We start from the raw sequence: 25,711 nt of genomic DNA, 5'->3' as shown, positions 1-25,711 counted from the left end.
CTTCAGCTTGTGGGGGCGGCGTCGGCGAAGACGACTTCGAACTCCTCAAGGGCGTTGATGGTGACGTGTGCCTTGGCGGCGCCTTCGCTGCGGGCCGCCGCCTGTGTGGAGCGGGACGCATCGAGGGACGCGCGGTCCTTGAAGATCACGCCCACCGAGCCGCGGCCGTGGGTGCGGTCGATGAAGAGCGTCGCGCTGCACATGCCGGGGAGCAGCTCGAGCTTGGGCAGCACCGTCGCGGTGAAGGTCTCGCGGAGCAGGTCGGCGTCCGAAGGGTTGAAATCCATCCTGCTGAGCCGGAGCCAGGCGCCGGGGCCTGGCTGTTCGCGGCGGTCGAAGACGGCCACCTCGGCATTGTTGACGGAGACGGTCGAGGCGAACGGCTCGAGCATGGCGGCACGCCGCGCGCCGAGGTTGTCGTCGCTGTCCTGGCGGGCCTTCTCGCTGTCCCACATCGTGCCCATCGTCAGCTTGCCGAGCTGGCGGTCCGCGAACAGCCCGAAGCCGCGGTAGCCCGGCTGCTCTGCGAGCAGCCGGCGGCCTTCGGTGCTGAGTGCTTCGATGGTCGTGTCGATCTTGGCTGGATCGCCGGTCGCGTAGATCGTGCGTACGAACATGGCACCTCCCAGTGCTGTGGCGCCTCGGTCTGATACGACCAGTCTTCTACGGGTCGACAAACATGGATGACCCACGTTTTCCGGGTGACCGCCGGGTCGGCCACCCCCGCAGGGGCCGCGCCCAGTACCCGCGGCTCGGTCTGGGCGTTGACGTCGAATTCGTTAGTGGAACGCCCGTTCATCTGCGCGCGCCATCAGGTCGTCGGAGGCGGGCTGGATGCCTCCGAGTCGCAGGGAATGGCCGGGCGCCGACACGGAGCGTGGACTGCTCGCGAGCACCCCGCCCCTCGCACTGCCCGGGAGGCGTTGACGTGCCCACGGCAGGGTCCTAGAGTTCACTCGTTCACATTCACACACGTAGTTCATGTATATGAACCACGATGTGCGGAGAGCCGCGCTTTCACCGACCAAGACCACCCAGCGAACGGGAAGGCACCCCCATGCGCATGCGCACGCTGCTCATCTCCCTGACCACCGCCACCGCGACCGCCGCCGGCCTGGCCCTCGCGGTGCCCACCGCGTCGGCCATGCCCGGCGTCACCGCCGCCACCGCCGCGGAGAGGGCTGTCACACTGGGCGCCCAGGGCAGCTCCAACGCCGACGCCGGGCCCCTGGCGAGCCCGGCCGTCGCGCCCGGCGGCAACTTCGACCTGTCGGTGTGGGAACTGCAGGAACCGGTGGGTTCCCCGGGCTCACCGACCACGATCCCGTCGTCCCGGCTCCAGGGGGCCAACGGGTTCCAGGACTCGTACTTCTACACCGACAGCCGCGACGGTGCGATGACCTTCTGGGCACCGGAGAAGGGCGTTACCACGCCGAACTCCAACTACGCCCGCTCCGAACTGCGCGAGATGAACCGCGACGGCAGCCCCGCAGACTGGTCGCTCAGCGGCACCCACCGTCTGAACGCGACGCTGCGCGTGGTGTCGGTGACAGACCATGTCTGCGTCGGGCAGATCCACCTCGGCACGGGTGGTTCATCCACCAAGCCGCTGGTGGAGCTGTACTACCGTGCAAGCGGCGACATCGTCCTCGGCACCGAGAACTCGCCCTCGGGCGGCCAGACAACGCACACGGTGGGCCACGTACCGGTCGGGCAGACGTGGAGCTACACGATCGGCGTCTCAGGCGGCCACACGATCGACCTGACGGTCAACGGAAGCACTACGCACTACGCCGTCCCCTCGTCCTTCAACAGCTACAAGCAGTACTTCAAGGCCGGCTCGTACAACCAGTCATCCTCCAACAGCACCACCAAGGGCGCCCGCGTCGCCTTCTACGCGCTCACCGTCTCCCACAGCTGAGCAATCCTCATACGGCAGCCCAGAGGCCCGGCCCGGAAACCGGGCCTCCCATGGGTGGTCGGTGCGCGACGGCGCGAAGCGCTGGATCAGGCAGGTCCGGCCGGCAGGTTGAAGGACGTTTGCTTCGGGATTCCCGCTGGCCGGTTCGCCGGGTAGTCGAGCGTGATCCGGGTGAAGCGCAGGACGCCGGGGTGTCCCTTCCAGGGCTGGGCACGGTCGAGCAGGACGTCCACGGGGTAGCCGTGGAAGCGGCCTGCGGCACAGTACGGCACACAGTCGTTCGCCTCGTCGGTCCCCAAGGCGCGGGCGGACTTCGTCCCCCACTGCGACCAGTGCAGGGCGACCAGGTAGTTGTTGCCGTCGCCACAGGCGAGGACGTACGTGGTCGGGCGTACCTGGGAGTGGCTCAGACAGTCGAGTATGACCGGCACGGTCGTTGCCGCCGGGCTGGCCGTCGGTCGCGCCGAGGCGACCAGCGCCTCAGATACGGAAGCGGGGCCGCAGGCAGCGGTGGCGAGGGCCGAACCGGCGCAGACCAGGACCGCGATTGTGATCTTGAGATTTGGCATTCGGTGCTCCCGCGGCACTCGTCGCTGTGCGGAGGGCGGACGGCGGACGCGGAGTGAGTGCGGTGTCGGTGTCCGTGGGCACACTCGGACCGGGGCTGGCGCAGGGCCATAGCTGGCGCAGAGCCCATAGCAGGCGCGGAGCCATATCGGACGCCGACGCGCGTAGCCTCGGCGAAGGCCGTTTCCCTGCTTCCACGCTATGTCTCCGAGCCCCGGGGCGCACCTTCGCCCGTATCGGACGAGTCACTGGAGGCCATGCCCGCCGGTGGTCTGGAACGGCGCAGTTCGGCGACGGAGTGGACGTCCAGGCCGATGGCCGGCACGTGGCAGCGCCCCGCCGTCCCCCAGGCCTGGCGGGGGCGGGGCACTACGCCTGGGCGGTGGGTCGCAGCCAGATCCCGCCCGCACATGGCAAGGCTGTCACGTACACAACAGCGATCGACGCTGAATCGTCGGCGGGACTACTGGCACCGTCCGCCGAGGTCCACGGGCTTTGGCGGCACCCGTGGACCCATCAGTCGTAGCCATGGACGCCGTCGTAGCGTTGCGGCCCTCGGCGCAGCGGCGCTGACTCATCGCCGGGAGCCCACCCGGAACGCCGGCCGCCGCTGGCACGTGGACGCAGCCGCAGGCTCAGCGGTGTCCGTCGGAACGCTTGCGGTGCAGGGTGAACTTCTCGAAGACCGACAGGTCGCCGTTCGGCTTGTTGACGTTGTAGTAGGTGACGTGCAGTCGGGTGGTGTCCCCGGCGTGCCGGCCGGGATCGACCGTGAACGACGCGAAGCCGTAGGGGTGGTCGAGGTCGCGCACCCCGGTCCAGATCGCCTCCTCGGTGACGTAGGTGGAGGTTCGCTTGGTGCCGGCCGGCGCGCTGGACGAGACAGCCGTGATCACCTTCGCGGTGCCGTCCTTGAAGAACTTCTGGTTCGTCGTGCCTGACACGCCTCCGCCGCCGAGCACCATGTGGACGGTACCGAGCGAGGTGTCGATGTCGTCGGTGGCGGACGACACGGGGTTGGGAGTGAGGGTCTCGCTGCTGGTGACCACGCCGCGGACGGCCAGCGACCGCTCGTAGTTGTGCTCGTGGCCGCAGACCACCAGGTCCACGCCGTACTTGTCGAACAGCGGGCCGTACTTCTGACGCAGCCCCAGATCGGCCCCGTTGGCGTCGGATGAGCTGATCATCACCTGGTGCATCGCGACGACCACCCAGTCGATGTCGCCCGATGACCTGGCCGCACGCAGCTCCTTCTCCAGGAAGGCCAGCTGACGGCCGCCCGAGTAGCCGCTGATGTAGATGTCGCCGCCGTCCTGGAGGCAGTTGTCGTCGTTCTGCAGCACGATCACCCGCACGGATCCCGCGGTGAAGGCGTACCACAGCCCAGCCAGCTCCGCGTCGGACTCGGTCGAGGGCAGGGAGAAGTAGGTCTGAAACGCGCCCAGCCCGATCGGTCCGTTGGCGCTCTCGATCTCATGGTTGCCTGCTGCGGGCATCCACGGGCGGAAGCGCGCAGAGCGGGTGTTGTTGGTGAAGAAGTTGTTCCAGGTGCGCACCCGGTCGACATCGAGGTTGGCGTAGCAGAGGTCGCCGTTGAGCAGGTGGAACAGCGGCGCGACCTGCTCGATCCCGCTCACGATGTCCTTGGTCGCGGGGGTGGAGTTCGCGTCGAGACCGACGGCGCCGCTGGCGGCCCAGGTCACCTGGGGAGCCGACTGATCGCCGAAACTGGTGAAGGTGAGCGGCGCCCGACCGCTGGGAGCAGTACGGAAGTTGCCGCTGTCGGGCGTGGCGCCCTGGTGCGACACCATGTAGAGGTAGTCGGTGCCCGGGCGGAGTCGGTTCAGCGCGGCGTGGTGCACATACACGGTGCGTCCGGACTTGCCGTCGACGTAGCTGCGGGTCTGCGCGTCAGCGCTGGAGCCGAATCCGTGCGTCAGCGTGCCGTAGAGCACCCGCGGCTGCTTGACCGGTCCGTCGGTCAGCCAGGAGACGACCATCTGGCTGCGCGGGTCCGCGCCGAAGGTCAGGTGCAGGCCTTGGACAGGCGGAGCGCCGAGCGTGTCGGGCGTCGGATTGAACGCGGGGGCGCCGAGCGGCGTGGCCGCGGCCGCGGTCCCGGCGCCGAGCAGCGGCACCGCCACGGCTCCCGCGCCTGCGGTGCCCAGCAGCCCGAGGGCGTATCGGCGGGAGAGCCCCTCCGCATGCTCGGGCTGGTCGGACGGCACGGACTGCTCGGGTGTCTCAAGTTCTGAGTCCATAGTGTTCCTCCAGATTCGCGCAGCGGACTACCGAACCCTGGCGGTCGCTGATGGCCGCACGGTGAATGCCGCCTTGCGGCCGACCGTGCGGATGACGACTCATCAGCGTCAAACGAGCATGCGCCTGCCAGAGCAAACCCACGGAGCGGGGCGGGCTGGTGCGCGGCCCCGGGGTGTTGGCATGATGCGCGCGTGGTCGAACTGATCGAGATGCCTGCCGCGGAGCGGAAGGCTGCCTTTGAAGCGTGGCGTCGACTACCGAGGAGCGCCCGCATTGAGGTACTGAATCTCGCGAGGCGGCAGCGCAGGCACCCTGACCCGGCCGTTGCGGGCGCCGCGATCGAGTGGGCTCGAACGCAACACTGGCGCGTGTGGTGGAGGAAGCTCCCGCCCTACGTACTGCCGCTTGTTGGCGTGGCCGAGACACTCGGCTGTTGGTTCATCGCCCCAGATGGTGTTGCAAAGATCGCCATCGTCGCTGCGGGAGTCGTCGTGGTCCTCAGCGGACTGCTTGGCTGGAACGCGCGCAAGCTGGCGGGCCTGATCCTCTCGCTACCGCCGAACCCCGTGCCGGAGTGACGAGCCGATAGCCGGGCTCTGCCAGAACCGTGCCAGACGGACCCGGCACAGCCCTGCCCTGATTCCTAGCGGGACACGGATCCGGCGGTGCGCCGATGAGCTACAGGCGCCTTGTGCCCTCGGAGTTGGTGTGTCAGGACCGGGCCCGGGCCGCCTGCCTGTCGCGTAGGACCGTGACGGTGCGTTCGCACCAGTCGCGGTTGCCCTCTTCGAAGGCGAGGCCGCGCAAACAGGTCAGATAGGGGCCGACGTGCTCGCCGTCGCGCAGGAATTCCTCCTCGGTGCGGTCACCTCGCATCCTTCGCAGCAGTTGGCCGAACAGGTCGATCTTGGCCTGGGCGAAGACAGTGCGCTCAGTGAGCTGCGCGATCAGGTGGTCGGTATCGACGTGGTCGGCTGCCTGGACCATGACGAGGAGATCGTCGCGGATGAAGAAGGGTTTGGCCGAGCTTGCCGTGAACCCCTCCAGCTCGGCCAGGCCAGCGCCGGTGACCGTGAACAGACGCTTGTTCGGCCGGGTGTCCTGCACTACATCTCTGCCCGTGATCAACCCGTCCTTCTCCAGCCGGGCCAACTCGGCGTACAGCTGCTGCGGCAGAGCGTGCCAAAAGTTCGCCACGCCCAGATTGAACGCCTTGGCCAGCTGATAGCCGCTCAACTCATCGTCGAGCAGCGCCGCCAGCACGGCATGCCGCAACGCCATCGGATCTCCTCCACCTGCCACTGTCCACGGACGCCCTTCCCATGATACTAAAGAAACTGATTAGTCACATTCATGACTATGGAGGAGACGCCGTGACCACCGCAGACCGCTTCCGCGCCGCCGTCGCCAGCCGCGACCTTGCCGCCCTGGACACTCTGTTCGCCGAGGACATCCGCTTCTACAGCCCCGTGAAGTTCACGCCCTTCGAGGGCAAGCCGATGGTGCTGGGCCTCTTCGGGGTCCTCTTGCGCACGTTCGAGGACTTCCACTACATCGGAGACCATGACGGCAGGTCCCAGACGAGCGCGGACAGCACCGGGGCCCCGTCGGCGATCCTCCTCTTCCGGGCGACCGTAAACGGCAGGCAGATCCACGGCATCGACCTGATGCACTTCGACGACGCCGGCAGGATCAAGGAGTTCACGGTGATGGTCCGGCCACAGTCCGCCGTACACGCCCTTGGTGAGGCGGTCTTCGCCGGCCTGATCGCCGACGGGGTGGTCCCGGAGCCGGTCGATCTAAGTGGCTGAGCTTCGGTTGTGCAGCTCAGCCACTCACTGCTGTACGAATGAAGCCCGTAGCAGTCAGGCGATCGCGGATTCCGCTTCGATCATCGCGATTTCCGCTTCCTGCTCCTCTTTTCCGCCGAGCAGGGCGACCGTCACTGCGCAGCAGACCAGCGCAGCGATTCCGCAGATCAGGAAACCGAGCGAATAGCCGTGGTCCAGGGCCTTGACCGCGAGCGGGGCGGCCTTGCTGAACGGGACGCTCGGCGGTACGGAGTTCGTCACGATCGGGCCCGCGCCCTCGGCCGCGGCCTTGATCGACGAGAGCGAGGAGTCGTTCGCCAGTGCGGCGTGGAACTTGGTGGCCGCCTTGCTCAGTGCGATGGCGCCGATCAGGGCGGGGCCCATCGCGAAGCCGAAGTCGCGCACCATGCTGGTGGTGGCAGCGGCCATGCCGGCCAGCCTGCTCGGCACCGTGTTGACCACGGTCGCGGTGACCGAGGACACCGCGAAGGAGAAGCCGACGCCGACCAGTCCCATCGGCAGGATCAGCGAGGGGAGCGAGGTCTGGGTGATGGCCAGATCGGAGGCCAGTAGCTGCCCGACGGCCATGAGCAGGAAGCCTCCGCCGAGGATCCAGCGCGGTTGGTAACGGGCCATCATGAATGAGGTCAGCGGCAGCAGGAAGATCGTGAGGCCGCTGAGCAGGATGAACGCAAAAGCGGTGCGCACAGCGCTCTGATGCTGGATCACCTCCATCCGGATGCTGATGGAGTAGGCGGTGCCGAGGAAGGAGAACATGCCGAGCACGGTCACCGCGGAGGCCAGCGCGAAGGCGCGGCTGCGGAACAGGTCCATGCGCAGCAGCGGGGCGGGGACGCGACTCTCGATCACGACGAAGGCGACCAGCAGCACCGCGGCGACGACGAAGGAGCCGATGATCACCGGACTGCCCCAGCCGGCGGTCGGTCCCTCGATCACCGCGTAGAGCAGGGCGAACAGGGCCAGGCCGACCGTGAGTTGTCCGGGTATGTCCAGCGAGCGTCCCTCGGGGGAGCGCGAGTCGGCGGCGAAGAAGTAGCTGAACGCGGCGTCGGCGGCGGCCAGGATCACGATGATCCAGAACGCCGTGCGCCAGCTCCCGTAGGTCGCGGTCAGGCCGCCGAGCATCGGGGCGATGAAGTTCCCGGTGGACAGCAGTGCGGCCCACAGCGCGATCATGCGTGCGCGGGAGGCGTGGGTGTGGCTGCCCGAGGCGATGATGGCCAGCGTGGTGGGGAACAGGGCCGCCGAACCGAGGCCGGCGATGAACTGCCCGACGTACATCTGGCCGACTCCGGTCGAGGTGCCGGAGACGATCTCGCCGATCATCAGCAGCAGGGCACCGCTGACGAGCAGTCTCTTGCGGCCGAACAGATCACCCAGGACGCCGAACGTCAGCTCCAGGGCGGCGATCGGCAGCAGGGTGCAGTCGGAGATCCAGTCGAGCTGGGAGGCTCCGGTGGGGTGCAGGACGGTCTGGAAGGTCCCGTTGAGGGTGGCCGGCACGGCCAGCCCTATCTGGGCCAGGCAGACCGCGAACCCGACTGCGACGATGGTGGCCCTGTTCAGACTGGTTCGGGCGGCCGGTGGACTGGGTGCGGTGCTCGGATTGCCCGGCGGTGACAGCGGGATAGACAAAGCGGCCCCTCATTCATGGAGAACTTCGTTGTTTTCTGAGGTGGGGTGGTGCAGTGAGTGCCCGTCGACACCGGTGGCCGCGCGGGTGGATGGCCTGGCGGTCGGCGCGGCGGCGCTGGACTCAAAGACGCCGGGACCTGGCCTTTTCCGCTACTTCGGCTCCGTAGCGGCGATCTGTTCGGCGACTGTAGACCCACGCAGATAGTGGCGCAAGAGTTGTAACGAAGATTGTTGACAATCCTGTTGCCACACCCTAGCGTGGCCGTCGGTCGCAAAGGAGAAGGCACATGTCACCCGTGGCGAACGTGCTGCGCTCCCCGGTATCCCCGGCCGCGCACACGGAGACCGTCGAGGCGACCCGCGACCGCGGTCCGCAGCGCGCCGAACTGGCGGTGCGTCACCACCTGGTCAGCCTCATCGACACGCTCGCCCCCTGGGCGGGCGCACCGCGCCGACCCCGCGGGTGCAGCCGGCCACCCCACCACGCCCGCCCCGACCCAAGCCCCCTGCGGCTGCCTTGGAGAGCCACCATGAACGATTCGAGCACGACCGCCGCCGCCCGTGGTGCGGAGGGGCCCCTGCTGGTGATCAGCGCGCACGCGGGCGACTTCGTCTGGCGTGCCGGTGGGGCCATCGCCCTGACCGCCGCAGGCGGCCGGCGCGCGAAGGTCGTGTGCCTGAGCTTCGGCGAGCGCGGGGAGTCCGCTCGCGCCTGGCGTGAGGGCAGGACACTGGACGAGATCAAGGCGGTGCGCCGTGAGGAGGCCGAGCAGGCCGCGTCCGCGCTCGGCGCCGAGATCGAGTTCCTGGACGCGGGCGACTACCCGCTGTCGGAGACCCGGGAACTGGTGGACCGACTCGTGCACGTCTACCGCGAGTTCGAGCCCGCCGTGGTGCTGACCCACACGCTTACCGATCCCTACAACGGCGACCACCCCGCAGCCGCGCGTATGGCGCTGCAGGCCCGGATCCTGGCGCAGGCGATCGGCTACCACGCGCCCGGGAAGCCGCTGGGCGCTCCGCCCGTGTTCTTCTTCGAGCCCCACCAGCCGGAGCAGTGCGACTTCAAGCCGGATACGTTGCTGGACATCACCGCGGTCTTCGACCGCAAGCGCAAGGCTATGGAGTGCCTGCCCGCCCAACAGCACATGTGGGACTACTACACCGACCTGGCCAAGCGGCGCGGCGTGCAGCTCGAGCGCAACGCCGGCCCCAACCTCGGTCTGCCGAAGTCCTGCAGAGCCGAAGCCTTCGTGCGGCTGTACCCGCAGACCACGGGGGTACTGGCATGAGGACGATCGTCGTCACCGACCCCCCGCGCGCGGCAGCCGAGCACGTCGAGGCGCTGGCCGGACACGGTGTGGCGACCGTACACGAGGCGATGGGCCGCACGGGCTACCTCGGGCCCGGCATCCGCCCCGCGCACCTGGGTTCGCGTATCGGCGGAACGGCGGTGACGGTGCTGTCGTGGCCCGGGGACAACCTCATGATCCACGTCGCGGTCGAGCAGTGCCGCCCGGGCGACATCCTGGTCGTGACCACGACGTCCCCTTCGAGTGACGGGATGTTCGGCGAGCTGTTCGCCACCGCTCTGCAGTACCGGGGAGTGCGCGGACTGGTCATCAACGCCGGTGTGCGGGACGTGGCCGAACTGCACGCCATGGACTTCCCCGTGTGGTCCGCGGCGGTCAGCGCCCAGGGCACGGTCAAGGCCACACCAGGTGCCGTCAATGTGCCGGTCGCCATCGCCGGGCAGATCATCCGGCCGGGCGACGCCGTTCTCGCGGACGACGACGGGGTCCTCTGCGTCCCGCGCGCAGACGTGGTCCGGGCGGTTGCAGCAGCGCAGGCCCGCAGCGACAAGGAAGAGGCGTCCCGCGCCGCCTTCCGTCGCGGTGAGCTCGGCCTGGACCGCTACGGGCTCCGCGGCAGGCTCACCGGCCTGGGCATCGAATACGTCAGTGCCGACGAGTACGCCCGCCGCGGCGACTCCTGATCGCGAAGGCGGCGACATGCCTCCCACCCCAACGGGACTGCTCTGCATGCTGATGCGCGGCGGCACCTCGAAGGGCGCCTACTTCCTGGCCGAGGACCTGCCGGGCGACCCGCACGAGCGCGACCAGCTGCTGCTGCGGGTCATGGGTGCCCCCGACCCCCGGCAGATCGACGGCATCGGCGGCGCCCACCCGCTCACCAGCAAGGTCGCCGTCATCTCGCGCTCCACCGAGCCCAACACCGACATCGACTACCTGTTCCTCCAGGTCGGCGTGGAGACGGCCACCGTCTCGGACAAGCAGAACTGCGGCAACATCCTCGCCGGGGTGGGGCCCTTCGCGGTGGAACGCGGCCTGGTCGCCGCAGGCGACCCCAACACCTCGGTGCGCATCCGCATGCTCAACTCCGGCAGCCTGGCCACCGCCAGGTTCCCCACCCCTGGCGGCATCGTTGACTACAACGGGGACGCCGCCATCAGCGGGGTCCCCGGAACGGCGGCGCCCGTGCTGCTGGACTTCGCCAACACCGAGGGCGCTGCCTGCGGGCGCCTGCTGCCCACTGGGAACGTCCGCGACATGATCGACGGCATTGCCGTGACCTGCATCGACAACGGCATGCCCGTGGTCCTCGCCGAGGCCCGCGACCTCGGTGTCACCGGCTACGAGACGCCCGCCGACCTCGCCGCCGACACTCAACTACAGGACCGGATCCAGTCGTTGCGCCTCAGAGCCGGGAAGCTCATGGGCCTCGGCGACGTCACGGACGCTCCGGTCCCCAAGACAACCCTGGTCTCACCGCCGCGTAACGGCGGAACCATCAGCACCCGCACGTTCATCCCGCTGCGCCCGCACGCCTCGATCGGCGTGCTCGGCGCCGTCACCGTAGCGACCGCGGTACTACTGGAGGGCGCCGTCGGCCACGACCTCGCCCACCTGCCGGCGCCCGGGACCGCCATGGCCATCGAGCACCCCAGCGGCCGCCTCGACGTCGACATCGACCTCGACGTGACCACCACTCCACCGCGCGTCATTCGGTCCAGCCTCGTGCGCACCGCCCGCAAGCTGTTCGACGGCACCGTCTTCCCCCGCCCCCTCTGACCTAAGGACCGCCGACCGTGGCACCCTCGCACGAGATCGCCCACCTCGCCCACGTCGAACTGCTCACCCCCACGCCCGAGGAGAGCCTGGACTTCTTCACCCGGGTCATGGGGCTGACCGAGAACGGCGCTGACGGCGAGTCGATCTATCTGCGCACCTGGGACGACTATGAGCACCATTCCGTCAAGCTCACCGCGCACCACACCTCCGGGATCCGCCGCACCGGCCTGCGAGCCGGCAGCCAGGAATCCCTCGATCGCCGGGTGAAGGCCATCGACGCGGCCGGCCTGGGCATCGGCTGGCGCGACGGCGACCCGGGCCTCGGCCCCACCTACGTCTTCCGCGACCCGGACGGCCACGAGATGGAGATCTACTGGGAGAGCGAGTGGTACCAGGCCCCCGAACAACTGGCACCCTCGCTGAAGAACCAGGCCCAGGCCTACCCCGGGCACGGCGTGGCGGTGCGGCGTCTGGACCACGTCAACTTCCTCGCCGCCGAGGTGGAATCGACCTCCGCGTTCGTCCAGGACGTGCTGGGCGCCCACCCCACCGAGCAGATCCTTCTCGACAGCGGTGTCATCGCCGGACGCTGGCTGACCTTCACCAACAAGTCCTACGACCTGGTCTACACCCGGGACTGGACCGGGAGCAGCGGGCGTTTGCACCACATCGCCTTCGCCACCGACACCCGCGAGGACATCCTGCGCGCGGCGGACATCTTCCTCGAGAACGAGGTGTTCATCGAGACCGGCCCGCACAAGCACGCCATCCAGCAGACCTTCTTCCTCTACGTCTACGAACCCGGCGGCAACCGCGTCGAACTGTGCAACCCCGTCGCTCGCTTGGTGCTGGCCCCGGACTGGAAGACCATCACCTGGACCGAGACCGAACGCGCCAAGGGCCAGGCCTGGGGCCTGAAGACCATCGAGTCCTTCCACACTCACGGCACCCCGCCCGTGGAGCCGCCGACGCAGACCTGACACCCGATAGCATGGAGGGAACAATATTGTCGCCAATATGGGGGAGTGCGTTATGGCTGTAGTCGCCGCCGCGGCCGACACGACGGACCCCGTCCTGCCGACGGTCGCCGAGACCATCCGCGAGGCCATCACCAGTGGGGAGTTCGCCCCTAACCAGCGCCTTGTGGAAGCTGAGCTGTCCCAGCAGTTCGGCGCCAGCCGGGCCGGCGTCAGAAACGCCCTCGTGCAGTTGGCCACCGAGGGGCTGGTCGAGCGAATCCAGAACCGCGGCGCGCGGGTGCGTGCCGTGTCGCTCGACGAGGCCATCGAGATCACCGAGGTCCGCATGGCGCTGGAAGGCCTGTGCGCTGCCAAGGCGGCCAAACGCGTCACCGAGGACGACCGCCGCGACATGCGGGACATCGGGGCGAGGATGCAGGAGGCGGTGGCCACCGGTGACGTGCTCGGGTACTCCGACCTCAACCGGCAACTTCACGCCCGGATCCTGGCTGTCAGCGGACAGAGCACCGCCTGCACGGTGCTCGAGCGCCTGCGCGGGCAGAACGTCCGCCACCAGTTCCGTCTGGCCATGCACCCAGGCCGACCCGCCGTGTCGCTGCCGCAGCATCTCGCCGTCGTCGAAGCGCTGTGCGCAGGCGACGCCGAGGCCGCCGAGGCCGCGATGCGCGCGCATCTGCGCAGTGTGATCGAGGCGCTGCCCGAGGTGGAGAAGTCCCGGCCCCGGCGGGCCGAGGTCCTGTAGCCAGCACTCATCACCGCACCGCGCCCTAGCTGCTCAGCTGACGGACGTTGAGCTGAGCACGGGGCTCGGCGAGGGGTAGCAGGCGGTCGGCACGCTGACCGTGAAGAAGAAGACCGGGACGCTTGCGGTGAAGGTGAGGCCCGGGCTGGAGTAGCTGCTGCCGGTCAGCTGGGTCTGCACCGTGGTACCGGAGGCGCCCGCCGTCAGGTCCAGGTTGAGCTGCGGGAGGGTGAAGGTGCTGCCGCCCGCGATCGGTCCGGGCACCGTGACCACGATGTTCCCGCCGCTCACCGCGACGCTCGGTGTGCCTGAGCCGTATCCGGAGCCGCCGGAGAGCGACTCCCCGTTCAGCGTGGCGTTGGCGGGCACAGGGACGGTCAGCTGCAGGTTGCTGATCGAGTTGACCGTGTAGCCGCTGACCGCGCTGGGCACGGTGAGCGCGTCCGGTGCCAGCGCTACGGAGAACTCGCTGCCCGTGACGACCGAGGCCGGGGCGGTGGCGTTGACCCCCGCGGAGAGCGAGAAGGTCTGCGCCGACCCGACGGGTGGCGTGGCTTGGCAGGCGAGGGTGACCGGGGTGTCGGCAGCGGACGCGGGCCCGACCGCCAGACCGACCAGCGCCAGGCCGGCGGCCAGTGCCATGGGTAGACGTGCGACTACGAACCGTGACGTCATGGGAACCATCCTGAGTGGGGGATCGCGTGGGAGTGAGTACGCCAGTACGCCAGGGCCCACGTTTTGTCCAGTACATGCCAGCACAGTCCCCCTGCGATGTACAGGCCCGCTCAATCAGGGTTTGTGCGAGAACGAGGCCCGAGCGGTTGTATCCGGACAGCCGCTGTCTGCGGACGCCCGGAACGGGCCGCTTGGCGAAGGCGGTGATGCGCAGGAAGCGGAAGCACTCCGCCTGCCGTCAGGTGCTCTCCTTGCCGCCTCGCCCGGTGCGGATGCCGTCAAGCACGATCTGCGTGAGGCGACGGCCCTGGTCGACGCCTTCCTCGCCGGGGCCCACGCGCCAGAGGTAGCCCATGAGCAGGAGTACATCAGCGGGGTCGAGGCCGGGGCGGACAGTGCCATCGGCCACGCAGGCGTCGAGCAGCTTCGTCACGGCGACGACGACGGGGGCGTAGGTCTCGTCGATGGCGTTCTGGACCGCCGCGTTGTGCAGGGCTTCCCCGAGGCCGTGCTTGACGCGGACATAGGAGGCGAGCGTCTCGAACCAGGTGGTGAACGCCGCCAGTGGCGGCTGGGTCGCCAGGGTCTCGTCGACGGAGTCGACCAGCTTCTGCACGTCGTGCCGGTAGACGGCCAGGATCAGGTCCTCGCGGGTCGGGAAGTGCCGGTACAGGGTGCCGGCGCCGACGCCCGCGCGCTTGGCGATCTCGTTCATGGAGGCGGAGGCGGACTCTGCCAGTAGCTCGTGCGCGACCTCAAGGATCGCGACGCGGTTGCGCGCAGCGGCCGTGCGCTGGGTTCCGTACGTGCGAGGGGTCTCGTCGGCAGTCATGGACTGGTCTTCGCTCCGGTCAGGGTGGAGGAGTTGTCATGCGGAGAGCTCTCCGCTAGTTTCGAGGGAAGACGCGGAGAACTCTCCGCTAGTTTTGAACCCTACCAGGAGGCACCCTCATGATGTACATCAAGCTTGGCACCACGGGCTTGGACGTCTCGCCCGTCGCGATCGGCTCGATGACCTACGGCGAGCCCGACCGCGGCCACCCGGTCTGGTCGCTCGGCGAGGACGACGCCCGCCCGCTCATCCAGCACGCGCTGGAGGTCGGCATCAACTTCTTCGACACCGCCAACATGTACTCGCAAGGCTCCAGTGAGGAGATCCTCGGGCGCGCCCTGAAGGACTTCGCAAACCGCGACGAGGTCGTGATCGCAACCAAGTTGCGCCACCCCATGCGCTCCGGCCCCAACGGCAAGGGCCTTTCCCGCAAGGCGATCATGGCCGAGGTCGACCACTCGCTCACCCGCCTCGGCACCGACTACATCGACCTGTACCAGATCCACCGCAACGACCACGCGACCCCGCTGGAGGAGACACTCGAGGCGCTGCACGACCTCGTCAAGGCCGGAAAGGTGCGCTACCTCGGCGCCTCCTCCATGCCCGCCTGGGAGTTCGCCAAGGCACTGCACCTGCAGCGCGAGCGTGGTTGGGCGCGCTTCTCGTCCATGCAGGACCACTACAACCTCCTCGCCCGGGAAGAGGAACGCGAGATGATCCCGCTCTGCCTCGACGAAGGCATCGGCACGATCGTCTGGAGTCCGCTTGGCCGCGGCCGCCTCGCCCGCGCCTGGGACGACGCCAAGGGCACGCCACGCAGCAGCAACGACGGCTTCGCCGACATGCTCTACACGCCGCTGACCGAGCAGTCGGACCGCGCCATCATCGACACCGTCGGCCGGGTCGCGGAAGCCCGCAACGTCAAGCGCGCCCAGATCGCGCTGGCCTGGCTACGCAGCAAGCCCGTTGTGACTGCCCCGCTCGTCGGTGCGAGCACCGTCCAACAGATCGACGACGCCGTCGCCTCACTCGACATCGAGCTGAGCGACGAGGAAATCCGCGCCCTGGAGGCGCCGTACACCCCCCGCTACGACTTCCAGGGCATCTCCGATGACGCCGATCTCCAGGCCATCATGGCCCGACTGCCCCAGTTCACCACCGCGAGCTAGCAAACCGCGATGGACTCAATCGTGTGCACCGGCCCGGGCGCGCCCCTCGGCGCCGCAGCATCGCGGGCGCCGCCGGCTGCCGGATCCGGGCCAACTCCCGTCCGTAGTACCTGAGTGCGCGGTGAACCGAGCCCCCACCGGTAACCCCTCGCGCGAGTCCGGCGATCTCATCCCACCTCTGTGTGGTCGAGCGGCACTCCGTCGCGCGCCCTCCGGGCCCCGAGTGCGGGCTGGGAGATCAGACTCGCGCCGCGCAGCCTGCCGCTGGGCAGATCCCGTCCGCACAGGGCCAGCGCCAGGTCCTGAGCGCGGCCGGACAGCAGGGCCCCTGTACCGAAGGACCAGTCGATGTCGTCGGCGCGCAACTCGACGCGGGTCAGGTCGATGCCGAAGTGCTTGAGACTCTTCGGGCCTGTGATCGTCTCCAGGACGATCCGCAGGCGCTCCTCGGGGACCTGGAAGGGGATGTCCAGCGGCGTGGTGATGTCCAGGCCGTGGATCACGTCGTGGGTGAGTGCGGCCGGCAGACCGCCACCCGGCGGCTTCCAGTGGAACGTCGCGTTGTCCCGGAGGCCCGCCACGAGTTCGTCAGGCGACGCCTGGCCGTCCCGCCGGGCGCAGCGGTCCGCCATCCGGTCGAAGTCGCCTCGGGATTTCAGGAGTTCGCGCAGGAACCGCGTGGTCGAGTAGCGGAACGGCATGGTCACGTGCGCGACGACCTCGCGCACCCGCCACCCCGCGCACAGCGTCGGCGCCTCCCAGGAGGCGGCCGGTAGGGCGCTCAACACGCCCGCCAGTTCTCGCCGTTGGGCGGCTATCGCCTCGGTGATGTCGGTGATGTCGGTGGTCTCGGTCTTCATCGGTTCATCGCCTTCTCGGTCGGACTATCGCCCGGAATCGCCCGCAAGGGTCTTCAGGTGCGCGGCGAACCGGTCGAGCGAGGACAGGAAGCCCGCCTGTGCCTCCGGGCTGCGGAACGCCGCGGGGACGTTCGTCTGGTGGATGTGCACTTCGGTGCGGCCGTCGCCGAGGTCGGTGAAGGTCGCGGTCATCGTCATCCCGCTGTGGTTCTCGGTCCACACCAGCCGTTCCGGTTCGCTGACCTCCACGTAGACGGCCCGCGTCGGGTAGCGGCCACCGTTGGCGTCGTTGACCATGACGGTCTCGAAGACCCCGCCCGGACGCGCGTCGACGACGATGTCCTCACGGGGTGCGCTGGTGCCGGCCGGGCCCCAGAAGTGGGTCAGGTGCTCGGGTTCGACCATGCAGCGGAAGACGAGTTCGCGGGGAGCGTCGAAGACGCGCGCGACGCTGAGTTCTCCCGCCTCGAGTCCTTGGTTGTTCATCGGTCGGCTCCGTTCTCGTTCGGGGGAGTCACTGCCTGGATCTCGCGCAGGTGCTGGTCGAGCTTGTCGAAGCGCTCGGTCCACATCCGTCGGCTCTCCTCGATCCAGTGCAGCGCGACGTCGAGCGCCTCGCGTTCGAGGTGGCAGGGCCGGAACTGGGCCTGCCGGGTCCTCGATATGAGCCCGGCGCGCTCCAGCACCTTGAGGTGCTTGGAGATGGCCGGCAAGGACATGTCGAAGGGCACCGCCAGCTCGTTCACCGTCGCGTCCCCTCGCGCCAGGCGGCCAACGATCGAGCGGCGGGTGGGATCCGCGAGGGCGGCGAAGGTGACGTCCAGGCGCGCTTCGTCCGCCGCCGTGACGTCGACCGGGGTGCTGGTCGAGTCCATACGGCTACTTCACCATGTGGTTAGTTAACTGTCAAGTTAAATACCTTCGCTTGCCCCGCTTCGGTCGCGGTGGTCAGGAGCAGAAGACGGCCGTCTGCGCCGGGCCCAGAGCGCTGCTCGGCGGCACCGCGGCCAGGTTCTGCAGGTCCCGAAGAGGGCCGGTTCGGTGGTCGGGTCGTACAACCCGCTGGTCTGGTTCAGCAGTTGACGCACTGTCATCCGGAATCCGTCGTTGCCGTGGCCCTGGACCACTCCGGGCAGCCATGTCGCCACGCTGTCGTCCAGGCTGAGCCGGCCCTCCGCCTCCAACTGCGGCAGGGCCGCGTCCGCGCCGTTCCTGGCGTAGACGAGCGCGCGGCAGCGCGGTTCCCCGCCCCCTTCACGCCTGCCCGCCCGCGCATGGCGGTGGCCGGGGCGCCGCGTATTCGATGAGCAGCCCTCAGTGCTGCGCGCTCTCATCCCCGCCCACCGGGGCCTCCGCTCCGTCCGCGCCTGCCTCGGCCGGCTCGGCCTGCAGTCCGCGCGTCAGGCCGAGCATCGCCACGATCGCCCCCACCGCCATGATTCCAGCCATCGCGAACAGCACCGTACGGGTGGCGTAGGCGAAGTCGAGCCTGACGAATGCCGGGATGGACGCCAGGCTCCCGCCGCCACCGCTCTGCGACTGGGAGGCGTTCCCCGCCAGCGCCGCCGCCTGCGCGTGCGGCATCCCCTGAGCGACCAGCGAGGTGGTGAGTCGTGAGCGGAACTGGGCGACCTGGATGGTGCCCAGGATCGCCAGCCCGAGGCTGGCGGCGTAGTTGCGCACCGTCTGGGTGATCCCGGTCGCCTCGCCGTAGGAGAGCCTCGACGCCCGGTTGATCGCGTCCGTGCTGGCCGGCCCGAGCATGAACCCCATCCCCGCCCCGGCCAGAACGACGTACCACTGCTGGGAGGAGAACTCCAGCTTGGTGACCTGTCCGGCCCACATGAAGAAACCCACTGCGGACAGCACACAGCCGAGTACCACCGGGCGCTTGGCACCGCCACGGTCCAGCATCCGGCCGCCGATCTGCGCCGCGACGACGAAGCCGAGGAAGAAGTAGAGGAGGTACAGGCCCGCCTGACTGGCCGTCTTGCCCAGCGCGATCTGCGCGTACTCGCTGGCGAAGAAGAACACCGGGACGAACACCAGCATGGTCACAAAGAGGACCACGTTCTCCACCAGGAACGGCCGGACCCGGAAGATGCTCACCTGGATCAGCGGTGACGGCGTACCACGCTCGACGAAGCAGAAGACGACCAGCAGCAGTATCCCGGCCCCGATGCACATCCCGATCCCAGGGTTGCTCCAGCCCCAGAGCAGCGCCTGCTGGAAACCGAAGACGCTCAACCCCACCCCGCTCGCGATCAGGGCCAGACCGCGGTAGTCCATCGGGGCGGGCCGGTGCTCCGTCACCGGCTTGGAGACGACGATCAGCACCAGGGCGATCAGGGCGATCGGGATGTTCACCCAGAAGATCGCCCTCCAGGTCCACTGGGTCAGGTAGCCGCCGAGGATCGGGCCCACGGCGGTGAGCCCTCCCGCGATGCCGAAGAACAGGGCGAGCGCCCGTCCGCGCTCGCGCAGCGGGTACGTCTGCACCACGATCGCCAGCGCGGCCGGGAACATGATCGCTCCGCCTGCTCCCTGCAGTGCCCGGAACGCGACGATCCACGCCTCCGCGGCGGCCCCCTTCGGGGTGAGCCCGCAGAGCGCCGACGCGCCCGCGAAGACGATCACGCCGATCAGCACCATCTTCCGGTGCCCGACCGTGTCGGCCAGCCTGCCGCCGAAGGCGAACAGCGCGGCCAGCGCCAACAGGTAGGCGTTGACCGCCCACTGCACGCCGGTGCTGCTCAGCCCCAACTCCCTCTGGATCTGCGGCACGGCGATGGAAACGATGGTCTGGTCGATGAACGTCATCGCAACGGCGAAGATCATGGCTGCGAGGACCAGCCGCTTCGATCGCGCACCTGGTCCGGCGGGGACGGCCACGGTTGCTCCTCAGATAGTGGTGTTCCGGTCGGCTTCCGTCCGCTGCGGCTCCAGGGTGCCCCGCAACTGTGGATCAACAGAAGTCTGGCCTACGAGGGCAGGCAGCGGAACACCGGTGACCCACCCGCGTGACGCGCACCGGCGCGGCGGGCCCGGCGGCGGGCGGGGACCGGGTGACGAACCCTCAGTTGTCCAGGCCAGGACTGTTCAGATCACCGCAGGGAAGCCCCGTGTCTTCGTCGCGCAGCCACCCAGCGGTCGTGCGGCTACGATCACTGCCTTCCACACCACATGGCCTATGACCTATAGATCATTTAGCTTTGGGGAATGGAGACGAAGGAGCAGATCTACCGGCACCTCCGCGATCTGCGCGACCACTTGATGGCCCAGACGGGCCGCGCCGCTGAGATCATCGATGGCGAAATCGTCATGGTGATGAGCCCGGTTCCCCTGCACGGGCTCACCGCGAAGCGCATCGTGCGCCAGCTTGACGCCCAGCTCACCCCACCCCTGGCCGCATTCGAGAGCACCGATACCGACGAGGAGCACCTGGGTAAGCTCCGCATCCCCGACATCGTGGTCGTGCCCGAGCAGGCGATGGAGCGAGTTGATCCGCGAGCGCCGCCAAGGGCTGGGCTGGTCCCAAGCCCAATTGGCTCGGGCCGCCGGGACCGGTCAGGCTGTGGTCTCGCGCATTGAGGCGGGCCACCTCAATCCGACCGTCGACATGCTCGGCCGCCTGGCTGACGCGATGGACGCGGACCTGGGGCTGATGCTCCTGCCGCGCGCGACGGCTCGCAGATCAAGCAGTGATCTCGTGCACCCAGGACGTAGCACCGTCATGGAGGTCTGGATCGCAGGTCGAATCGACCAGGTCTCGGCGTGGACTCGGCAGCGTGACATCGTGCTGATTGTCCATGAGTCGAGGATTGCCGGTCTCAGGGGCTGACTGCGGTGCTCGGGCCCAGGATGCGTAGGCGGGACGCGGTATGGGCCCGGTGCGATGCACCGGGCCCATACGTTTACTTCAAAGCGTTCGGTTTGGACTGTCGGTGACAGTCGTCTCCGGATCGGTAGCAGGTTGGATCAGTACCAGTTGTGGGCCTGCCAGAAGGACCAGGCCTGGTTGGGGCTGCCGTACCGGCTGTCCATGTAGCTCAGTGCCCACTTGATCTGGGTGGCGGGGTTGGTCTGCCAGTCGGCGCCGGCGGAGGCCATCTTGGAGCCGGGCAGGGCCTGGCCCAGGCCGTAGGCGCCGGAGGAGGCGTTGGTGGCGCTGGTGTTCCAGCCGCTCTCGTGGCTGATGATCTGGTCGAACGAAGCCAGCTGGTTGGCCGGGACGATCTGCGCGGCCATGCTCTGGGCGGAGCCGGTCGCGGCGGAGGCGGTGGCGGGGGCGACGGCCGCGCCGAGGGTGACGATGCCGGCGGCGGCGACGAGCAGGGCAGTGGGCTTGCGGAGACGGGCAGGGATGAAAGACATGGGAGAGTAGGTCCTCGCTGGGTTGGCTGGTGCCTGCCCCATGGGTGGCCGCGCGGCCGGACAGGGGCCGGAACGGCGGGGGGCACCGGGCACCACCACGGAGGGGTTGGTGCCGGGGGTCGGCTGCGGCGGGAGTGCCGCGGCGTCGGTTCGACATCGCCATTGTTAGCGGGTTGCCGGCGCTCCTCCAAGAGCCCTTGATACGACGCGGGATCGTAGGAGAGCTGGGTTCGCGCACCGCCCGATCGCGCTTGTTTCCCTGGCCTCCGGTTCTCAAACCAGGTGATGCGAGAAAACTTCGGTTCGCTGAACAGTGGCTCTGAGCTGCAGGAATACGGGGACGTTGGTCCTGCGGCCCGGTTGGCCGCGAGGGCCGTCGCCGAGAGGGCCGTGCGGTGCGGCAAACCCGGCGGATCGATCAACTATCGGTGATCGTTGGTGCCTTTCCTCCTGTGAGCACCGTCACGAGAAGCTCGCGCCTTATGTCCGAATTGCTGGTTCTGTGGAGGTCGATTCATGGGGTAGAGGGCCGGGGCCGTCCCGGCTCGCCTCGCTGGCCGGGGTCGGCGCCCAGAGGCCGACTGGGGACCTCTCGGGTGTGCTGCCTCGTCCTACCGCATCCCTGTCTATCTGCGGGCGGCGCGAGTCGCGGCCGGATAGCCGCCACAGGCGCCCGGCTGGGGAGCGCGACCGGCCCGGTCGGCGTGGGCGGCGGATTCCCCATGGCCCAGGCCCGGCAGGCACCAGCCTGCGCTGCTCGGCGTGTGCGGGGCGTCCGGGGGTGGCGGCGTGGGCGGGTGGCGATGGCGGTGCCGGTGCTGTGACGGACCGGGCCACGCCAGATAGGGCCACTGGGGGCTGAGATCTCAACCCGCCCGCTTGTGCCCATGGTGACTGATTAGTCGCACTCGGTAAACGGGGGATGTGCCCGACCCTGGCCCATCGCCGTGCCTCTCCCGCTGACAGCCGCCCGTGGCCGTGGTCCGGAGAGCTGTTGCCCTGAAATAGACCATAAGGCAGATTAATAAGGTAGGCTTAGTATATGGACGACGATCTGGACCCCAGTGGTGTCGCTGCGGCTCTCCTGGCGAGCATCAGCGTTCTGGTGCGTCGGGTGCGCCAAGTACCCACCGGAGGCGGGCTCACCATGCCCGAAAGGACCGCCCTGTCGTGCCTGGACCGCTCGGGGCCCACCACCTCCTCGGAATTGGCCCGGGAGGTGCAGATCACGGCGCAGGCGATGGGGGCGACGCTCAGTGCACTGCGGGCCAGTGGCCTGATCGAACGCCGCCCGGACCCGGATGACGGCAGGCGCGCGGTGCTGACGGTGACCGAGGCCGGCTTGCAGGCGCTGAAGAACAAGCGCAACGACCGGACCGAGCTCATCGCCCAGGCCTTGACCAGCGGCGCGTTCACACCGACTGAGCTGGAGCAGCTCACGGCGGCAGCACCGCTGTTGGAGCGGCTGGCCCAGAACATCTAAGACCGACCGGCAAATGGAGGGTGGAAGAAGAAGGGGGTCCCCCCGGCCGAAGGTTGGGGGAGGGTCGAGGGCCGAGTCCAGGCGGTGCCGACGAAGGAGCCATGGCGGAGCCCTGGCGACTGAGGAGAAGCCGTCTGGGCGAGAGCCTCCCCCACCCTTCGGGCGGGAGGTGCCCCCTTGCCCGCGACGCGCCCTCCATTTGCCGGTCGGTCTAAGGCAGAGACGAAGCAACATCGCCTACCTGCGGAAGCGGCAGTCATCGACGGTGCGCTGGCTCCGGCAACAGGCGACCGGCTCAACCCACCGCCATCCCAGACCACCCCTTCCCCGCGGCCGCCGCAACAGTCCGTCACCCACAGGAGAGGCAACCATGGCACTGACAACGATCGACCCCGCGTCCGCGCTCGTCGTGATCGACCTACAGAAGGGCATCGTCTCCGCCCACAGCGACCCTGCGGTCACCGTTGTCGTCAAGCAAGCGGCGCACCTGGCTGCCGAGTTCCGTCGGCACAGCCTGCCCGTGGTTCTGGTCAACGTCACCGGACGCGCGCCGGGACGCACCGAGGCCGGATGGTCCGGCGGCGGCACCGCACTGGCGGCCGGCTGGGCCGACCTTGTCGACGAGCTTGATGTGCAGCCGACCGACCACCTGATCACCAAGCGGCGGCGCAGCGCCTTCCACGACACCGGACTCGACACCCTCCTGCGGGACCTGGGCGTCACCCAGGTCGTGCTCGCCGGGATCTCGACCAGTGCAGGCGTCGAGTCGACCGCACGCTCCGCCTCCGACTACGGCTACCACGTCGTCGTGGCCACCGACGCCATGAGCGACCCCGACGTCGACTCCCACCGCCACAGCATCGAACGCGTCTTCCCCAAGATCGGCGAAACCGCCACCACCGCCGAGGTCATCGACAGGGTCGAGGCCACACGATGACCCTGCTCGGCCGACTCCTGAACAACCGCAGAGCAGGCGAGACCCACACGGCGTGGAACCTGCCCAACCTCCACGGCCCCGAGTTGCTGACCCTCACCAGCCGACACTTCAGCGACGGTGGCTCCATGCCGCTGGAGCACGGCGCGAAGAACATCGGCGGCGACAACCTGTCCCCCCACCTGGCCTGGACCCCGCTCCCACCCGGCACCGCACAGCTCCTCCTGGTCGTCGAGGACATCGACGTCCCCATAGCCAAGCCCGCCGTGCACTGCGTCGCCCTGATCGACCCGGCAGCCGGACATCTGGAGCCCGGTGCCCTGGCCACGCGGCAGCCTGGCCCCGGGGTGCGGGTGCTGCGGTCCACCATCGGACGCGGCTACCACGGTCCCGCACCGATCAAAGGCCACGGGCCACACCGCTACATATTTCAACTGTTCGCCCTGGAAAGCCGCCTGGGCAGCGATCCCAACGCAACGTCCCCGGACCGGGCACGACCCCGCGCCCTCCTGTCCGCTGTCACCCCACCCGTCCTCGGCCGCGGCCGACTGACCGGCGTCTTCGAACGCTGACGTCACCTTCGGTTCGGAGGTGATCGAGTCGCCACTACGGCGCCGACTGCTCTCTGGCGGGGAGTCAGGTGCGGACGACGAGCTGGTCCAGGACTTGCTCCACGTTCGTCTGCAGGTCGGCCGCAGCGCTGTCACGACCGGTCAGGTACCCCAGCAGCGCTTGCTGGAACAGTCCGTCGAAGATCGCGTAGGCGACCCCGGGTGAGACCGAAGGGGGCGAGCCTGCGAGTTCCGCGTACCGGCTGACGACACGCCAGATCATTCGTTCCAGGCTCTGGTCGATGTCGAGGACGTCCGCTCGGAAGGACTCCTCGAACAGGCCCTGGTTCCGCAGGTCGTACCAGAGCCGGTGCAGTGTCGCGTCCTCGCGCAGCGTGGCGGCCATCGCCGCGCCGAAACCCTGCCTGAGTTCCTCGGCCGAGCCGGCGTCGACGACGATCCGGTCGTAGCGCGTGACGCACTCCGCCTTGTACTGCCGCACGCAGTGGGTGATCAGCTCCACCTTGTCGCGGAAGTAGTAGTGCAGGACGCCGTGGGAGAACTCGGAGTTCTGCGCTATCTCGCGCAGGCTGGTGCGGGCGTAGCCGAGTTCGGACAGGGTCTGCAGAGCGGACGCGGCCAGCTGTGCCCGCCGTTCGCTGAACTTGTCGACCTGCCGCCGGGAGAGCCTCTCCTGGCTCTTGCTCGAAACCTGGGTCACCGCGCGTCTCCCCGTCAGCCCTTCCATCTGCCCGCACCGCGCGGGTTCCACCACCAGGCTATCGCGGCCATCCACGAGCACCCAGCAATAATCTTGACAGTCGTCAAGGAAAGTCTTGACGACTGTCAAGAAAAGCCTACGCTGGCGATACGCCCCGCCCCCTGGATTCCTGCGGCAGTGCGGAGCGACGCTGTCGGCGAGTCATCTCAACGAGGAGATGTTCCATGAGTGTGTACGACCTGACCGGGCGCAAGGCGCTGGTGACGGGTGGGGCCCGCGGACTTGGCGCGGGAATGGCCGGGGCACTCGCCCGGGCCGGCGCGGCAGTCGTCATCGGAGACATCCAGGAGGAGTCGGGCAAGGCGACGGCGGATTCGCTCAGGGAGTCCGGGGCCACAGCCGGGTTCGTCTCCCTCGACGTGACCGAGGACGCAAGCTGGGAGTCGGCCGTCGCGCAGACGGTCGCGGAGCTCGGCGGCCTGGACATCGTCGTCAACAACGCCGGGGTCGAAATCTCCGGCCTCGTAGTCGACTTGGACCCGGCCGAGGTCCGCCGGATGCTGGAGGTGAACGTCCTCGGGACGGCGCTCGGCATCAAGCACGCGTTCCGGGCCATGCGGCCTGGCGGTGCCGCCGGAGCCGGCGGTGCGGTCGTCAACATCTCGTCGGTCGCGGCGACGATCCCCTTCCCTGGCATCGCGGGCTACTCCGCGACGAAGTCCGCGGTGGACCGGCTGACCCGGGTGGCCGCGATGGAGTCCGGAAAGCTCGGCTACGGGGTGCGCGTGAACTGCATCTACCCAGGGCTGGTGCCGACCGAGATGGGCGCGCAGCTCGCGGCGGACATGGCGACCCTCGGGCTCTGGCCGAGCGCCGAGGCTGCGGTCGGCGACGTCATCGACCTGACCCCGCTCGGCCGACTCGGCGAGGTCTCCGACATGGCCGACGCGGTGGTCTTCCTCGCCTCGGACGGCGCCCGCTTCATCACCGGGGCCGGCCTGCCGGTCGACGGCGGCATGGGCATGTGACGGGCTTCCCCCGCCTGCCCCGCGTAGCGCGCCTCCCCTGCCTCGCCTCCCTC

At 68.8% G+C, this 25,711-nt stretch carries 29 protein-coding genes; 15 read left to right on the top strand and 14 right to left on the bottom strand.

Features of this window, described 5'->3' with window-relative positions; translation table 11 throughout:
* Positions 1 to 2: 2 nt before the first annotated feature.
* Entirely contained in the window at positions 3 to 617 is a 615-nt protein-coding gene (locus tag ABIA33_RS14750; protein ID WP_370081402.1) for a hypothetical protein, read from the bottom strand.
* Between the two features lie 440 nt (positions 618 to 1,057).
* Between ABIA33_RS14750 and ABIA33_RS14745 the strand changes: the two genes are divergently transcribed.
* A complete protein-coding gene (locus ABIA33_RS14745) occupies positions 1,058 to 1,921 on the top strand; it encodes a polysaccharide lyase family 7 protein (RefSeq protein WP_370081400.1) in 864 nt (287 codons plus the stop codon).
* A gap of 86 nt (positions 1,922 to 2,007) precedes the next feature.
* On the opposite strand, the gene ABIA33_RS14740 is transcribed toward ABIA33_RS14745, so the two are convergent.
* The gene (locus ABIA33_RS14740; RefSeq protein ID WP_370081398.1) at positions 2,008 to 2,490 is read right to left on the bottom strand and encodes a hypothetical protein; all 483 of its coding nucleotides are present in this window, start codon (positions 2,488 to 2,490) and stop codon (positions 2,008 to 2,010) included.
* A 633-nt stretch (positions 2,491 to 3,123) separates the two neighbouring features.
* Positions 3,124 to 4,749 (bottom strand): purple acid phosphatase family protein, encoded by a 1,626-nt coding sequence (locus ABIA33_RS14735; protein WP_370081396.1) that lies wholly within the window; start codon positions 4,747 to 4,749, stop codon positions 3,124 to 3,126.
* Between the two features lie 192 nt (positions 4,750 to 4,941).
* Here ABIA33_RS14735 and ABIA33_RS14730 point away from each other — a divergent pair, with 192 nt between their 5' ends.
* Positions 4,942 to 5,328 (top strand): hypothetical protein, encoded by a 387-nt coding sequence (locus ABIA33_RS14730; RefSeq protein WP_370081394.1) that lies wholly within the window; start codon positions 4,942 to 4,944, stop codon positions 5,326 to 5,328.
* Positions 5,329 to 5,461: 133 nt separating this feature from the next.
* Here ABIA33_RS14730 and ABIA33_RS14725 read toward each other — a convergent pair whose 3' ends face one another.
* A complete protein-coding gene (locus ABIA33_RS14725; RefSeq protein ID WP_370081392.1) occupies positions 5,462 to 6,031 on the bottom strand; it encodes a PadR family transcriptional regulator in 570 nt (189 codons plus the stop codon).
* A 92-nt stretch (positions 6,032 to 6,123) separates the two neighbouring features.
* Between ABIA33_RS14725 and ABIA33_RS14720 the strand changes: the two genes are divergently transcribed.
* Complete coding sequence (locus ABIA33_RS14720) at positions 6,124 to 6,561, top strand: nuclear transport factor 2 family protein (RefSeq protein WP_370081390.1); 438 nt, start codon at positions 6,124 to 6,126, stop codon at positions 6,559 to 6,561.
* A gap of 54 nt (positions 6,562 to 6,615) precedes the next feature.
* Here the strand turns inward: ABIA33_RS14720 and ABIA33_RS14715 are convergent, their stop codons facing one another.
* Positions 6,616 to 8,217, bottom strand: a complete 1,602-nt coding sequence (locus tag ABIA33_RS14715) for an MFS transporter (protein ID WP_370081388.1) — start codon at positions 8,215 to 8,217, stop codon at positions 6,616 to 6,618.
* Between the two features lie 530 nt (positions 8,218 to 8,747).
* Between ABIA33_RS14715 and ABIA33_RS14710 the strand changes: the two genes are divergently transcribed.
* From ABIA33_RS14710 to ABIA33_RS14690, 5 genes are read left to right on the top strand one after another with little or no spacing between them, the layout of a single operon-like run.
* On the top strand, positions 8,748 to 9,509 hold the full coding sequence (locus ABIA33_RS14710) for a PIG-L deacetylase family protein (protein ID WP_370081603.1): 762 nt from the start codon (positions 8,748 to 8,750) through the stop codon (positions 9,507 to 9,509).
* Entirely contained in the window at positions 9,506 to 10,213 is a 708-nt protein-coding gene (locus ABIA33_RS14705) for a 4-carboxy-4-hydroxy-2-oxoadipate aldolase/oxaloacetate decarboxylase (protein ID WP_370081386.1), read from the top strand. The genes ABIA33_RS14710 and ABIA33_RS14705 overlap by 4 nt, the downstream gene beginning before the upstream one ends.
* Positions 10,214 to 10,229: 16 nt before the next feature.
* Positions 10,230 to 11,309: a 4-oxalomesaconate tautomerase gene (locus ABIA33_RS14700; protein WP_370081384.1), complete on the top strand. Its 1,080-nt coding sequence runs from the start codon at positions 10,230 to 10,232 to the stop codon at positions 11,307 to 11,309.
* A gap of 17 nt (positions 11,310 to 11,326) precedes the next feature.
* Positions 11,327 to 12,289: a catechol 2,3-dioxygenase gene (locus ABIA33_RS14695; RefSeq protein ID WP_370081382.1), complete on the top strand. Its 963-nt coding sequence runs from the start codon at positions 11,327 to 11,329 to the stop codon at positions 12,287 to 12,289.
* 52 nt (positions 12,290 to 12,341) lie between these two features.
* On the top strand, positions 12,342 to 13,031 hold the full coding sequence (locus tag ABIA33_RS14690) for a GntR family transcriptional regulator (protein ID WP_370081380.1): 690 nt from the start codon (positions 12,342 to 12,344) through the stop codon (positions 13,029 to 13,031).
* A gap of 33 nt (positions 13,032 to 13,064) precedes the next feature.
* On the opposite strand, the gene ABIA33_RS14685 is transcribed toward ABIA33_RS14690, so the two are convergent.
* Positions 13,065 to 13,706, bottom strand: a complete 642-nt coding sequence (locus tag ABIA33_RS14685) for a cyclase (RefSeq protein WP_370081378.1) — start codon at positions 13,704 to 13,706, stop codon at positions 13,065 to 13,067.
* A gap of 238 nt (positions 13,707 to 13,944) precedes the next feature.
* On the bottom strand, positions 13,945 to 14,538 hold the full coding sequence (locus ABIA33_RS14680; protein WP_370081376.1) for a TetR/AcrR family transcriptional regulator: 594 nt from the start codon (positions 14,536 to 14,538) through the stop codon (positions 13,945 to 13,947).
* Between the two features lie 119 nt (positions 14,539 to 14,657).
* On the opposite strand from ABIA33_RS14680, the gene ABIA33_RS14675 reads away from it, so the two are divergent.
* Complete coding sequence (locus ABIA33_RS14675) at positions 14,658 to 15,707, top strand: aldo/keto reductase (RefSeq protein ID WP_370081374.1); 1,050 nt, start codon at positions 14,658 to 14,660, stop codon at positions 15,705 to 15,707.
* A 167-nt stretch (positions 15,708 to 15,874) separates the two neighbouring features.
* On the opposite strand, the gene ABIA33_RS14670 is transcribed toward ABIA33_RS14675, so the two are convergent.
* From ABIA33_RS14670 to ABIA33_RS14650, 5 genes are read right to left on the bottom strand one after another with little or no spacing between them, the layout of a single operon-like run.
* A complete protein-coding gene (locus tag ABIA33_RS14670; protein WP_370081372.1) occupies positions 15,875 to 16,567 on the bottom strand; it encodes a maleylpyruvate isomerase family mycothiol-dependent enzyme in 693 nt (230 codons plus the stop codon).
* A 24-nt stretch (positions 16,568 to 16,591) separates the two neighbouring features.
* The gene (locus ABIA33_RS14665) at positions 16,592 to 17,053 is read right to left on the bottom strand and encodes an SRPBCC domain-containing protein (protein WP_370081370.1); all 462 of its coding nucleotides are present in this window, start codon (positions 17,051 to 17,053) and stop codon (positions 16,592 to 16,594) included.
* Positions 17,050 to 17,442 (bottom strand): ArsR/SmtB family transcription factor, encoded by a 393-nt coding sequence (locus ABIA33_RS14660; protein ID WP_370081368.1) that lies wholly within the window; start codon positions 17,440 to 17,442, stop codon positions 17,050 to 17,052. Before ABIA33_RS14660 ends, ABIA33_RS14665 begins: the two co-directional genes overlap by 4 nt.
* Before the next feature lie 36 nt (positions 17,443 to 17,478).
* Positions 17,479 to 17,901 (bottom strand): serine hydrolase, encoded by a 423-nt coding sequence (locus tag ABIA33_RS14655; protein WP_370081366.1) that lies wholly within the window; start codon positions 17,899 to 17,901, stop codon positions 17,479 to 17,481.
* Entirely contained in the window at positions 17,882 to 19,459 is a 1,578-nt protein-coding gene (locus tag ABIA33_RS14650; protein WP_370081364.1) for an MFS transporter, read from the bottom strand. Before ABIA33_RS14650 ends, ABIA33_RS14655 begins: the two co-directional genes overlap by 20 nt.
* A 327-nt stretch (positions 19,460 to 19,786) precedes the next feature.
* Between ABIA33_RS14650 and ABIA33_RS14645 the strand changes: the two genes are divergently transcribed.
* Both ABIA33_RS14645 and ABIA33_RS14640 read left to right on the top strand, forming a co-directional pair.
* On the top strand, positions 19,787 to 20,158 hold the full coding sequence (locus tag ABIA33_RS14645) for a Uma2 family endonuclease (protein ID WP_370081362.1): 372 nt from the start codon (positions 19,787 to 19,789) through the stop codon (positions 20,156 to 20,158).
* Positions 20,067 to 20,408, top strand: coding sequence for a multiprotein-bridging factor 1 family protein (locus tag ABIA33_RS14640; protein WP_370081360.1), 342 nt, complete (start codon positions 20,067 to 20,069; stop codon positions 20,406 to 20,408). The genes ABIA33_RS14645 and ABIA33_RS14640 overlap by 92 nt, the downstream gene beginning before the upstream one ends.
* Positions 20,409 to 20,545: 137 nt before the next feature.
* Here ABIA33_RS14640 and ABIA33_RS14635 read toward each other — a convergent pair whose 3' ends face one another.
* Complete coding sequence (locus tag ABIA33_RS14635) at positions 20,546 to 20,941, bottom strand: transglycosylase SLT domain-containing protein (RefSeq protein ID WP_370081358.1); 396 nt, start codon at positions 20,939 to 20,941, stop codon at positions 20,546 to 20,548.
* A gap of 1,042 nt (positions 20,942 to 21,983) precedes the next feature.
* Between ABIA33_RS14635 and ABIA33_RS14630 the strand changes: the two genes are divergently transcribed.
* The 3 genes from ABIA33_RS14630 (at position 21,984) to ABIA33_RS14620 (ending at position 23,930) form a co-directional block, all read left to right on the top strand.
* Positions 21,984 to 22,424 carry a MarR family winged helix-turn-helix transcriptional regulator gene (locus ABIA33_RS14630; RefSeq protein WP_370081356.1) on the top strand — a complete coding sequence of 147 codons (441 nt, stop codon included), beginning with the start codon at positions 21,984 to 21,986 and terminating at the stop codon, positions 22,422 to 22,424.
* Between the two features lie 370 nt (positions 22,425 to 22,794).
* Positions 22,795 to 23,361: a cysteine hydrolase family protein gene (locus ABIA33_RS14625; protein ID WP_370081354.1), complete on the top strand. Its 567-nt coding sequence runs from the start codon at positions 22,795 to 22,797 to the stop codon at positions 23,359 to 23,361.
* Positions 23,358 to 23,930 (top strand): YbhB/YbcL family Raf kinase inhibitor-like protein, encoded by a 573-nt coding sequence (locus ABIA33_RS14620; RefSeq protein ID WP_370081352.1) that lies wholly within the window; start codon positions 23,358 to 23,360, stop codon positions 23,928 to 23,930. Before ABIA33_RS14625 ends, ABIA33_RS14620 begins: the two co-directional genes overlap by 4 nt.
* Before the next feature lie 64 nt (positions 23,931 to 23,994).
* On the opposite strand, the gene ABIA33_RS14615 is transcribed toward ABIA33_RS14620, so the two are convergent.
* Positions 23,995 to 24,630 (bottom strand): TetR/AcrR family transcriptional regulator, encoded by a 636-nt coding sequence (locus ABIA33_RS14615; protein ID WP_370081350.1) that lies wholly within the window; start codon positions 24,628 to 24,630, stop codon positions 23,995 to 23,997.
* Positions 24,631 to 24,854: 224 nt separating this feature from the next.
* Between ABIA33_RS14615 and ABIA33_RS14610 the strand changes: the two genes are divergently transcribed.
* Positions 24,855 to 25,658, top strand: coding sequence for an SDR family NAD(P)-dependent oxidoreductase (locus ABIA33_RS14610; RefSeq protein ID WP_370081348.1), 804 nt, complete (start codon positions 24,855 to 24,857; stop codon positions 25,656 to 25,658).
* Positions 25,659 to 25,711 lie beyond the last annotated feature (53 nt).

This window comes from Streptacidiphilus sp. MAP12-16 (assembly GCF_041262165.1).
Taxonomy (GTDB): Bacteria; Actinomycetota; Actinomycetes; order Streptomycetales; family Streptomycetaceae; genus Streptacidiphilus.
This window is presented reverse-complemented; position numbering and strand designations above follow the sequence as displayed.